Here is a 12364-nt window from a genome sequence, read left to right as displayed (position 1 = left end):
ATGTTTATGATTAAATCAAAACTTGGGATCATAAAAAAGCAGTTTTCTGTAAATCCGGATTTTAAATATTTCACCTCTCTTGATAATTGGAAGGAGCAAACACCTCTGTTTTTCTTTGCAGACAGGTCTGAAATAATGCTGCCTAAGGTAAAACCTCTCAGGCTCAAGCAAGCATATGACGAAATTTTAAACGGAACATTTACTTTTTTTAGCCAATTAAAATTCGAGCTGGGTAAAGATTATGATTGGATTACCAATCCGGAAACGGGCTATCAATATGACATTTCTCAACATTTTTCTCAGGTTCAGGATCTTTCCGGTGAAGCAGGTGACATCAAATACGTTTGGGAAAAGGCCAGGTTTTCTTTTTTATATGATATCATCAGGTATGATTACCATTTTGAAAAAGACAATGCCGAATTTGTTTTTGGTCAGATAGAAAGTTTTATTGACAAGAACCCAATTAATCAGGGCCCGAATTATAAATGTTCTCAGGAGATTAGCCTGAGAATTTTAAACTGGACCTTTGCGCTATATTTTTACAAGAATTCAAGTTCCTTGACAAAGCAGAGGTTTGAAAAAATAATGAATTCCATTTATTGGCAATTGGACCATGTGTATAAAAACATTAATTTTTCAAGAATAGCGGTGAGAAATAATCATGCTCTCACTGAAACGTTAATGTTGTATGTATCAAATAAGTTATTTCCATTTATACCTGAGACCCAGAAGTGGAGCAAAGAAGGAAAAAAATGGTTTGAAGAGGAAATCTCCTATCAAATTTATGAGGATGGGACCTATTTGCAATATTCAATGAATTACCACAGAGTGGTTGTTCAGCTTTTAACCTGGGGAATCAGACTGTCAGAAATTCATAAAGATGCTTTTAATGATTTGGTCAAAGATAAGGCTATAAAGTCTTTACATTTTTTAGATACCTGTTTGAATACAGAAAATGGATTTTTACCAAATTATGGCTCCAATGACGGGGCCTTATTTTTTAAATTAACGGAGGCTGACTACCGTGATTACAGGCCTCAGCTGGATGATTTAAGAGCCGTTTTAAACAATGAAGTTGCTTATGAAACAGAAAGTTATTATTGGTATGGGATTAATTCTGCCGAAAATGTATCACTTAAAATAAAAGAGATAGAATCATTTGATACCGCAGGGTATTATTTGATAAATGAAGAAAAATCTAAAACCATGATTCGATGCGGGGCCTATAAAGACAGGCCGGCCCAATCGGACAACCTCCATTTGGATATTTGGGTTAAGGGAATCAATTATGTATGGGATACGGGAACATACAAATACAATACTACTAGCGAACTTACCGGTTATTTTATGGGTGTCGAGGGCCATAATACAATTAGTGTTGCCAATAAGGATCAAATGTTGAAAGGCAGCAGGTTTATCTGGCACAATTGGATCAATAGAGCAAAAGGCATTCTCAAAAAATCAAGCGGAAAATTTATTTTCAAAGGTGAAATAACCGGATTTAAAGAGTTGGGTAAAGATATTCGCCATCAAAGAGTGATTTCTAAAAATAAGGATAAACTGGAATGGACCATAAATGATTCCATTAATAATATAGATAATGTTTCTCTGTATCAATATTGGCATGTCAATCCTGCATGTCAGGATAAAATAAATATAATCGCCAAATCAGACGGGGGCCTGGTTTTGGAGCCTTTGATCGAAGAAAAATGGGTTTCACATTATTATGGAATAAAGGAAAAGTCCATTCGTTTTACTTTTGAGACTAAAGCATCAAAAATTAACACTGTTATTCATATAAGCGAATGAGAATATTATTGATACATCAATACTTTTTAGAAAAAGGAGATGGGGGCGGCTCTCGCTTTAATGAAATGACACAGGTTTGGGCTGAACAAGGGCATGAAGTCACTGTTTTAGCAGGGATGGTTCATTATAGTTCAGGCTTAAAACCGGATAAGTATAAAGGAAAGTATTTTTATAAGGATTTGAATTTTTATGATCATGTGAATGTAATTCGTTGTCATGTTTCAGAGGCATATAATATCAATTTTTTGGGGAGATTATGGGCTTATTTCTCTTTTGTTTTTTCAAGTATCTGGGCTGGGCTGTTTAAGGTTCATAAGAAATATGATGTTATTATTGTTACGTCACCTCCCTTATTTGTAGGGATCACGGCCTATATGCTATCTATGTTCAAAAAATTGCCTTTTGTTTTTGAAATTAGGGACCTATGGCCGGAATCTGCAATTGACACAGGCGTATTACAGAATAAAACCATTATAAAATTTGCCTATTGGTTTGAAAGTTTTATATACAAAAAAGCCAGCTTGATCAACGTCTTAACACCCGCTTTCAGGGATAAATTGATCAAAGAAAAAGGGGTACCAAAAGATAAGGTGATTTTTATACCAAATGCTGCAGATTTCTCGCTTGCAAAGAAATTAGTTGATAGCTTTGATACTATTACATTCAGGAAAGATCATCAGCTTGAAAACAAATTTGTTATCACCTATGTAGGGGCCCATGGGGTAGCGAATCATTTGGTTCAATTACTGGATGCAGCTGAGAGATTAAAAGATACCAATGTGCTCATACAATTGATCGGCTCGGGTATGCAGAAGGAGCAATTGGTTGCAGATGCTGATTCAAGAAACTTACAGAACGTCAGGTTTGTTGATCCTGTTCCAAAGGAGGAAGTTTTCAAGTACATCTTGGCTTCAGATATGGGCGCTTCTGTCTTGAAAAAAGTAGATACATTTAAAACCATTTACTCTAACAAGACTTTTGATTATATGTCATGTAAAAAGCCGGTATTATTGGCTATCGACGGCGTCTCAAGAGCATTGGTGGAAAAGGCAAATTGCGGTATTTATGTGGAACCTGAAAACACAGATGATATTGTAAGAGGGATTAAGGAGGCCATAGCAAATAAATCAGAACTGGCCTCCTTAGGAGAAAACGGTTATCACTATGCAAGAAAGCACTTTGATCGCACCTTGTTGGCGAAGCAATATGTAGAAAATATTCAAGAAATATTCGATAAGAATAATGTATAAGAATAACCTTAAAAGAATTATAGACTTAATACTGTCCCTTATAGGATTTCTTGTTCTTAGCCCAATATTCCTGATAGTAACCATTCTATTGTTCTTTGCAAACCATGGTAAACCTTTTTTCTTTCAATCAAGACCTGGAAAAAGCGAAAAGATTTTTAAGATCATCAAGTTTAAAACCATGACAGATCAAATGGATGCGAATGGAACTTTATTACCTGATGATCAGAGACTGACTAAAGTTGGACATTTTGTTAGAAAAACTTCTTTAGATGAAATTCCTCAATTATTGAATGTAATTAAAGGTGACATGAGCCTGATCGGCCCAAGGCCCTTATTGATACAATACCTACCTTTGTATGATCAGCATCAGAAAAGAAGGCATGAGGTGAGGCCAGGAATCACAGGCTGGGCCCAGGTAAATGGGAGAAACACAATATCCTGGAAAAAAAAATTTGACTATGATATATGGTACGTTGATAATTTGTCATTTTTCTTAGATTTGAAGATTATTTTTATGACCATCTTTAAAGTATTTAAATCAGAAGGGATCAGTGCCAAAGGTCAGGCCACGATGGAAGCATTTAAGGGAAATGATTGACCAATGATTTTAATTTAGTTCATCACATGATTTTATACGGAGCAAGCGGGCACGCTAAAGTAATACTCGATATTTGTCAGGCCAATAAGGTTGAGGTAACAGCAATTTTGGATGACAATAAAAACATCACATCGTTAAATGGTCATCGGGTTTCACAGTTGGATGATCAAAGGAGTACAAATGAAACCTTTATTATTTCAGTAGGAGACAACAGGACAAGAAAGAAAATGGTGGATAGAAATGACTTTTTTTATGGGAATGCAATTCATCCCAATGCGGTTGTTGATAAAACATCTGTTATTGATGTAGGTTCGGTGGTCATGGCCGGGGTGATTATTAACGCATCATCAATAATCGGTAAGCATTGTATTATCAATACATCGGCTACAGTGGATCATGATTGTACATTGAAAGACTTTGTACATATTTCTCCTAATGCTACTCTTTGTGGAGGTATTGAATTAGGTGAAGGAACTCAAATAGGGGCCGGAGCTGTAGTCATTCCAAATTTAAAGATCGGTAAATGGTGCACTATTGGTGCCGGAGCCGTTGTGATTTCGGATATTCCTGATGGTGCCACCGTTGTTGGAAACCCAGGGAGAATCATAAAATCAAATAATTAATTTTAGTCCTTAATATTTAATGTTCATGAATCAAAAAATCTGGCTTTCCTCTCCCCATCTTACAGGAGAAGAACAAAAATACGTAAAAGAAGCCTTTGATACGAATTGGGTTGCTCCTTTGGGGCCCAATGTCAATGGGCTTGAGGCAGATATCTGTAAATATACAGGAGTAGCTGCATGTTCGGCGTTAATTTCCGGAACCGCTGCAATCCATTTAGGACTAATCATGCTGGATGTTCAATCTGGTGATGAAGTCCTGGTTTCCTCCTTTACTTTTTCCGCTACGGTAAATCCAATACGCTACCAAAACGCCATCCCCATTCTGATAGACTCAGAAAAAGATACCTGGAACATGAGTCCTGCCTTGTTGGAAACGGCGATCAAAGACAGGATATCCAAAGGTAAAAAACCAAAAGCCATTATTTTGGTTCATTTATATGGCATGCCGTCAAAAATGGATGAAATCATGGCGATTGCTTCACAGTATAAAATCCCGGTCATTGAAGATGCGGCAGAAGCCATTGGAGCCAAATATTATGGTAAGGCCATGGGTACTTTTGGCGAACTGGGCGTATTCTCTTTTAACGGGAACAAGATCATTACCACTTCAGGAGGAGGGGCGCTGGTTTCCAATAACCCTGACTTTTGCAAACAAGCTACTTTTTTGGCCACTCAGGCACGTGATGATGCACCACACTACCAGCATTCTCAAATTGGCTATAATTACAGAATGAGTAATATCGTTGCCGGAATCGGAAGAGGGCAGATGGAAGTGTTGGATGACAGGGTAGCAGCAAGACGACAGAATTTTGAATTCTATAAAAATGAACTAGCTGAATTTTCGAATATTTCATTTGTAGAAGAACCTGAAGGCTTTTTTGCCAATCGATGGCTGACGACTATTCTTACCGACAGTTACGAGACGAGAGAAAGAATCAGGCTGGCCCTTGACAAAGAAAACATAGAGTCGCGCCCCTTGTGGAAACCCATGCATTTACAACCTGTATTTGAGGGATTTCCTTCCTATGTTGATGGTACTTCTGAAGATTTATTTCAAAGAGGACTCTGTTTGCCTAGTGGGTCGAATTTGAGTGAGAAGGATTTGGCTAGGGTGGTGGAGGAGATAAAGGAAGTTTTAAGGCTTAAGTTTTAAGGCTTAAAATTATTTTTAATATTCTAGTGTTTTATATTTTGTTTTTTCCTGATTTTTTGATTTATTCTTCCTAGTATTTTTTCTAATTCCTTTGATTCTTGTAATATAGGTATTGCATTCAAATTATTATTTGATTTTTCCTGAATCAGCTTGACGAGTTGAATCCAATATGAAGTTTCTGAAATTTCTTTTAAAGAAATCCGAATCTTGTTCCTAAAATCAGCTAAAGAGGAAGCGGATTGGGATTCTTGATAATTAGCACCAACTGATGTAGCACTTTTGATTAATTGGTACTTTATTATTTCAAACTCTTGTGACTTTGGAAGACTTTTGGACATTTGAATTACATCAGCTGAAAAATGTAATAATCGATGAGATAAATCGTTTTTATAGTGCATAATTCTATGTTAGTGTTCATTGATAAATTTATGACTGAATTGTTAACATTAATATTTAATAAATTATATAAGCCTTAAAACTTAAGCCTTAGTCCTTAAAACTTAAACAAATGAAACTAGACATCATCGCAGGAGCCAGACCAAACTTTATGAAGATTGCTCCCATTATAGAAGCCTTAGAGAAAGTATCGGATAAAATACAATATCGTTTGATCCATACAGGTCAGCATTATGATAAGAAAATGTCTGGTAATTTTTTTGAACAATTGGGGATTCCTGAGCCTGATGTTAACCTTGAGGTCGGCTCCGGAACACAGGCAGAGCAAACCGGCAGGATCATGGAACGTTATGAAGCCTTGTTATTAAAAGAACCTTGCGACTGGATGTTATGCGTGGGTGACGTTACCTCTACGATGGCTTGCAGTATAGCGGCCAAAAAATTAAATCTTGGTGTGATCCATGTGGAGGGTGGTATAAGGTCTCATGATTTGACCATGCCTGAAGAAATAAACCGAATGGTTACAGATTCGATCACTGATGTGTTTTATACGACCAGTGAAGTAGCGAATGAAAATTTAAGACAATTGGGCCACGAAGATGCTAAGATCAGATATGTGGGTAATACCATGATCGATACACTTTTAAAAAATATGCCGCGCTTTATCAAACCGGCTGCATGGGATGAACACGATCTTAAGGAAAAGGGATATTTTGTGATGACCCTGCATCGCCCTGCAAATGTTGACGAAGAGGCCCAGTTAAAAAACCTGATCGATGAGATCGTAAAAGGTTCACACGGCATGCCGATTGTCTTTCCGGTGCATCCCCGCACCGCTAAAATGCTCAAAGGGATAGGCATCCATGCAGATAACCTGCATATGATAGAGCCTTTGGGCTATTTGGAATTCAATTATTTGGTAAAACATTCCTTTGCGGTAGTGACAGACTCCGGAGGTATAACCGAAGAAACCACTGTCATGAAGGTGCCTTGTATGACCTTACGAGATAATACAGAACGCCCGGAAACCATTACCATAGGAACCAATGAACTCGTTGGGACCAACCCTGATAACGTAGCTCCTTATATGGAGAAACTTCATAAAAGCGAATGGAAAGCGGGAGATATTCCTTATTTATGGGATGGTAAGACAGCCGAGAGGATCGTGGAGGATTTGCTTGAGTTATAAGGACTAAGTTTTAACTATTAAGGACTAGTTTTTTTAATACAGATAAAAATTACTTCTTTGTTTTCTGGAATATACTTCCCAGTATTCTTTCCAATTGTCTGGATTCTGTTTTAAGCCTAATTAATTCTGTATCAATTTGATTGGCATCCAGAATCAATAATAGAATCTCAAGCCAATATGTTGTTTCAGAAATTTCTTTTAATGATATATTGATCTTATGCCGAAAGTCAGACAAGGAAGAAGCGGATTGTGCTTCTTTATAGTTGGCTCCGGATGAAGTTGAACTTTTGATCAACTGATACCGAATAATTTTGAACTCAGGATTTTTAGGCAAAATGCGAGTCATTTTGATAACTGCAACAGCAAAGCTTAAGAATCTATCCGACAATTTATGTTTGTATTTCAAAATTTTGATAATATCTAATGATTTATTCACCTCATTTTGGAATGTCAACATATGAATTTTATTTTTCCTTAGTCCTTAGTCCTTAGTCCTTAGTCCTTAGTCCTTAGTCCTTAGTCCTTAGCCCTCCTCCCCATTTCCCGCCAAATTCTCTCCTCCCCAAATTCAATGAATGAAAATTGTTACTTATATTTGCCCTGTACAAACAACTTTAGCTAACCCCCATGATCAAATCTTTGTTTAACAACGCAACATATACTTCCCGTTGGATTGTCTTGATGATTGATCTTTCGTTGAGTATGCAGGCTTTCTTTTTCGCCTATCTTATCAGGTTTAATTTTTCGCTTGAATTCGGTCCGCATGACTTTCTTCAACAGTTGCCGCTGGTAGGCCTGGTTTCATTAGTCGGGTTTGTAGCCGTTGGATCTTTTAAAGGGATTGTCAGGCATACAGGAACAAAAGACGCCATTAATGTTTTCTGGGCCTCAACAATTGTAGCTGCCATCCTTTTTGCCATTGCCCTTGTGACAAGAAATTATGGTGTCACTTCCATTTATTCAATTCCTTTATCAATCATTTCCATTCATTACCTGTTAAACATCGTGGTTTTAATAGCCAGTAGGTTTATTTTTAAATATTTGTTTGATAAAATTGCTTCGAATTATAAAAAACCGAAAAATGTTTTGATCTACGGAGCGGGAGATTCGGGGCTATTAACCTATACGGCTCTTGGTAACAGCTCAAACAGTAAATATAAGGTGGTTGGCTTCCTGGATGATTCCAGACTGAAAATCGGGAAACAGTTCAACCGTATCAAAATTTATGATCCGAATAGCATCGATGAGGTTTTTATCAAGAAGCATGATATTCAGGAAATTATAGTGTCCATTCAGAATATCAAACCTTTCGAACTATTCGGGCGGGTCGATAGCTTAACCGCTTTGTCGGCAACCATTAAGATGGTTCCCCCGGTTCAACAATGGATTGACGGTGAATTGAACGCAGGGCAGATCAAAGATGTCAGAATAGAAGATCTTTTGGACCGTACTCCAATAAAGATTGACAATCCGGTTATGAGAAAAGAGTTGGATGATAGAGTCATACTTGTTACAGGTGCGGCAGGTTCAATCGGGAGTGAGATAGCAAGTCAGATCAGCAAGTATAATTATAAACATTTGATTTTACTGGATCAGGCTGAATCTGATTTGTATGACTTGCAGCAAAGTTTTCTCAGAAAGGAAGTGCAGAATTTTTCTGTGGAGCTTGCCGATATAAGAAATGAAGACAGGATAAGATCTGTGTTTAATACCTACGAAATCGATTTGATATTCCATGCCGCTGCTTATAAACACGTGCCGCTTATGGAAAACAATCCCTATGAAGCAGTCCGCGTCAATGTATATGGATCGAGTTTATTGATGAAATTTGCAATTTCGCATAAAGTGCAAAAGTTTATCATGGTGTCTACAGACAAGGCAGTAAATCCGACCAATGTAATGGGGGCCACCAAGCGTGTGGCAGAAATGTATGCCAACTGTTTAAATGTGCAGGGAAAAACAAAATTTGTGACCACACGATTTGGAAACGTTTTGGGCTCCAACGGATCGGTCATACCATTATTTAAGCGACAAATTGAAAACGGTGGCCCGCTGACGGTTACACATAAGGATATTACCAGATTTTTTATGACGATTCCTGAAGCCTGCCGTTTGGTGCTTGAGGCAGGTGTGATGGGTAATGGAGGGGAGATTTATGTGTTTGACATGGGTGAATCTGTCAAGATATTTGATTTGGCTAAAAAAATGATCCATTTAAGTGGTCGTCGCTATCCCGAAGACATTGATATTCATATTTCAGGTCTTAGACCGGGTGAAAAGTTATATGAGGAGTTGCTGTCAACAGAAGAGAATACCATCCCTACCTATAATGAAAAGATCCTGATTGCAAGAACTGAAAATATGAACATGGATGAGATCAAATCCAAGATCGAGAATTTAGTTGATGAATTGAACATTGATCATATTGAGATCGTTAAAAAGATCAAAGGCATTGTCCCTGAATACAGATCAAATAATTCAGAGTACGAGATTCTCGATGGTAAAGAAGTAAAAGTAAAAACCTTAAAGATCAGTTAGTGGTTTTTTTAGGTTCACTCAGATAAATTAGAAGTCTGCGCTACCTGCGCGAAATCGTTTAAGGTTCTCCGAGATTAAGATTATCGTTTTGTTATTCTTTGCCAACTCCTCGAAAGTAAAACCACAAATAAATATACCTCGCATACAATCCCACCAGCAGGGGAATCAATGCATAATGAAATACCTGTACTTTAAAAATCCATAAGAGTACCATAACATCTAGCAGCATCAGTAATGTAAACATATAATAGGTACTCATTTTGCTGTTTTTATTCATCAGAAATACAAATACAAGGTTGGGAGCAAAGGCCCATAGTACATTAAAGTTATTGGCCGTAGCTGAATGGTCTGTGGCGAACCAAAGTAACAGCAGTACAATTCCCAGAACTCCCGTTATGGAAAAAATAAAAGTATCCAATAGTTTTGTTCGGCTTTTTCTTTTAAAATCTTTGTAGGTAATCCATAAGATCACCAGAGAACAAATCGAAAATAAAAGCATTGGCGTTAGCATACTTTGTTTATGTGCTTCCCCATAGCTTAACAATATCTCTTCAGTTCTTTTAACAATGGGTTTAAAAGAACCATCTTTTTTGATCTCTACCTTTGTAAAAGACTCAAACACATAATCCGGTAAAAACATATATTCTTTAGAGCTTGCCTGCCTGTCTATGTCTGCACCAAGAGCCAGGTCAATTCCAAAATCTGCCCACGGCTGATGCCCCATATACAATTCGATAAGGTCACGATGGGAAAAATTGGCTTTATCAAAATCACTTTTAAACAACAAGTTTTCTCCCAGAACCTGTTCCAGCACATCATATAATTTGGTGGAACAATTGTCATAAAAGAAGTCGTACTTATAGGATCTGTTTTCCGGTTTGGCATTCTCTTCAAGAAAATCGAACACTTGTTGCACCTGTTCCTGGCTTAAGTCAAGCACCTGCCCTTTGACCCATCGGTTTTCCTGATGGTATCCCCTTAAAAAATTTCCAAAATTATAGGCCCTTAACTGATATAAGAGTTTGCCCTGAGCAAATTTGACGTAGAAATTTGGTGTATCGAAATCAAAGGTCCCGTAATTGTATACCCTGTCAATCTTATTATTCAGGTCCAATATCCTAAAGGCACTGTGCCCGAAACTTGCATAGAGTTCATCTGTTCCCGGCCCACAAGTGATAACGCTTATTTCAGCCGTAGGGGAGAGATTGATATGCTGCGCAAAGCTAAAAGTACTTATAAAAAATATAAAGATGAGTTTTTTCAAGACCTGAAAATTTAATAAAGCAAAAGTAACATTTTATTTTACTCAATGACATTGTTCAATGCATGAATGAATTGAAGGTGGAGGTCAATTCTATTAGGAGATATATGTTTTAATATCGAATATCGAATATCGAATATCGAACAGGGAACTACGAATAACAAAGTATTGTCCGTTCTAATATGAACATGTAATGGTTCGGCCTTAAAAAAAGAATGATTGATTTCAAATTATATGCCTAGTAAGATTGGGAAGTTCCGAAGCGGATGCGAGGAAATCACCCAACCGCACTTGACATATAAGAAGAAAGCATTTATTATTTTTTTGCAGCCTTGATCTTTTGGTTCTTTTGCATCAAGGCAAAAGGACGAAACACTTTACCTAAAATACCCAATATCAACCTTCACAGAAAAAACATTCGAATACAAGGTTCCGCTTGCAGCGCCTATATTGGCCAATGCATAGTCAATCTGAATGCCTTTGTACCTGAAACCAACCCCAAAATTAGGTTCCATTGAAGTTGTGCTGCCTCCGTCAAAATCGGTGAAATTCTGAAAATTATTAACACCGACACGTAGAAAAGCCATTTTTAAATAATCGAATTGCAGACCAACTCCGGGGTCGATACTTAGAAAAGAAGTTGACAGGATATCATTGGTTTGAGAAAACCTCATATTCAAGTCAATCTCTGTAAGCATGTTAAAATCACGAAATACTTCAAACGATTTTGATACCCCAAATTGCACTTTGGGTTTTGTGAGTTCAAGTTTTTCGGGAGCTGCCTGGTTTTCACCCGGAATTGCATTTTGAATTTTTTCGAACTCTTCCTCATCTATGGTCCAGGCGTTGAATGTAGTGGTAATGTCGCGAACCATCATGCCAAATTTCCACTCGGATTCTGTTTGAAATTGCAAGGCTGCATCAAGTCCGAAGCCCCATGAAGACGCAAAGTCACCTATTTTCCGATGAACGATCTTTGAATTTATGCCAATGTCCAGTCCCTGGACCGGCAAGCGACGTGCATAGGCAACATTAAATGCATAGTCGACGGCTGAAAAAAGACTGATATTGTCATAATTTATATTTCCCTGACTATCGATCAATTCAGTAGTATTCAATATGTCATCCACTCCAAACCTGATAAATGATACGGCAAATGTGCTCTCATCATTGATAGGTTTTGCAAAGGCGGCGTAATCATATTTACCTATTCCCTGAAAATATTCGGCATGCATCAAGGCGCCCTGAATATCTTCCACTTTGGTAAGCCCGGCAGGGTTCCAGTAGATAGAGTTCACATCAGCGCTTGAAGCAATTACTGCTTTACCCATCCCAAAAGCTGCCGCATCAACTCCCAGATTCAGAAACTCATTGGAAAAGCTTCTAAAAGCCTGGCCCTGAATAAGGTTTGATATCATAAAAAGGAAAAATAACGCTTTCTTCACATTATAAAATATGACAGGATAAACAATGGTACAATGATACAATGATATATTGAAACAATAAAAAAATGAATCAATGAAACAAAGAAATAACAGGTATTCTTA

General features: G+C 37.4%; 11 protein-coding genes. 7 read left to right on the top strand and 4 right to left on the bottom strand.

The features are described from left to right. Positions 1-6: 6 nt before the first annotated feature. Genes AABB81_RS03855 through AABB81_RS03835 form a run of 5 tightly spaced genes read left to right on the top strand, consistent with a single transcriptional unit; the run spans position 7 to position 5433 of the window. Positions 7-1809, top strand: coding sequence for a heparinase II/III domain-containing protein (locus AABB81_RS03855; protein ID WP_342158749.1), 1803 nt, complete (start codon positions 7-9; stop codon positions 1807-1809). Continuing rightward, positions 1806-3059, top strand: coding sequence for a glycosyltransferase family 4 protein (locus tag AABB81_RS03850; RefSeq protein WP_342158748.1), 1254 nt, complete (start codon positions 1806-1808; stop codon positions 3057-3059). The genes AABB81_RS03855 and AABB81_RS03850 overlap by 4 nt, the downstream gene beginning before the upstream one ends. Continuing rightward, the gene (locus AABB81_RS03845; RefSeq protein ID WP_342158746.1) at positions 3052-3657 is read left to right on the top strand and encodes a sugar transferase; all 606 of its coding nucleotides are present in this window, start codon (positions 3052-3054) and stop codon (positions 3655-3657) included. The genes AABB81_RS03850 and AABB81_RS03845 overlap by 8 nt, the downstream gene beginning before the upstream one ends. 26 nt (positions 3658-3683) lie before the next feature. Beyond that, positions 3684-4280, top strand: coding sequence for an acetyltransferase (locus AABB81_RS03840; RefSeq protein ID WP_342158745.1), 597 nt, complete (start codon positions 3684-3686; stop codon positions 4278-4280). A gap of 25 nt (positions 4281-4305) precedes the next feature. Further along, positions 4306-5433 (top strand): DegT/DnrJ/EryC1/StrS family aminotransferase, encoded by a 1128-nt coding sequence (locus AABB81_RS03835; protein ID WP_342158743.1) that lies wholly within the window; start codon positions 4306-4308, stop codon positions 5431-5433. A 23-nt stretch (positions 5434-5456) separates the two neighbouring features. On the opposite strand, the gene AABB81_RS03830 is transcribed toward AABB81_RS03835, so the two are convergent. Then, complete coding sequence (locus AABB81_RS03830; protein ID WP_342158742.1) at positions 5457-5831, bottom strand: four helix bundle protein; 375 nt, start codon at positions 5829-5831, stop codon at positions 5457-5459. Positions 5832-5941: 110 nt separating this feature from the next. On the opposite strand from AABB81_RS03830, the gene wecB reads away from it, so the two are divergent. After that, positions 5942-7018 carry a non-hydrolyzing UDP-N-acetylglucosamine 2-epimerase gene (gene wecB, locus AABB81_RS03825; protein ID WP_342158741.1) on the top strand — a complete coding sequence of 359 codons (1077 nt, stop codon included), beginning with the start codon at positions 5942-5944 and terminating at the stop codon, positions 7016-7018. A gap of 49 nt (positions 7019-7067) precedes the next feature. On the opposite strand, the gene AABB81_RS03820 is transcribed toward wecB, so the two are convergent. After that, positions 7068-7475, bottom strand: a complete 408-nt coding sequence (locus AABB81_RS03820; protein ID WP_342158739.1) for a four helix bundle protein — start codon at positions 7473-7475, stop codon at positions 7068-7070. 170 nt (positions 7476-7645) lie between these two features. On the opposite strand from AABB81_RS03820, the gene AABB81_RS03815 reads away from it, so the two are divergent. Further along, positions 7646-9556 (top strand): polysaccharide biosynthesis protein, encoded by a 1911-nt coding sequence (locus tag AABB81_RS03815; protein WP_342158738.1) that lies wholly within the window; start codon positions 7646-7648, stop codon positions 9554-9556. A gap of 91 nt (positions 9557-9647) precedes the next feature. On the opposite strand, the gene AABB81_RS03810 is transcribed toward AABB81_RS03815, so the two are convergent. Both AABB81_RS03810 and AABB81_RS03805 read right to left on the bottom strand, forming a co-directional pair. Further along, the gene (locus AABB81_RS03810) at positions 9648-10820 is read right to left on the bottom strand and encodes a lipoprotein N-acyltransferase Lnb domain-containing protein (RefSeq protein WP_342158737.1); all 1173 of its coding nucleotides are present in this window, start codon (positions 10818-10820) and stop codon (positions 9648-9650) included. A 374-nt stretch (positions 10821-11194) separates the two neighbouring features. Then, entirely contained in the window at positions 11195-12235 is a 1041-nt protein-coding gene (locus AABB81_RS03805; RefSeq protein ID WP_342158735.1) for a putative type IX sorting system protein PorV2, read from the bottom strand. Positions 12236-12364: the final 129 nt, after the last annotated feature.

This window comes from Lutimonas vermicola (assembly GCF_038433205.1).
Lineage (GTDB): Bacteria > Bacteroidota > Bacteroidia > Flavobacteriales > Flavobacteriaceae > Lutimonas > Lutimonas vermicola.
Note: the sequence above shows the minus strand (reverse complement) of the source record. Positions and strands in the feature narration are given on the sequence as shown.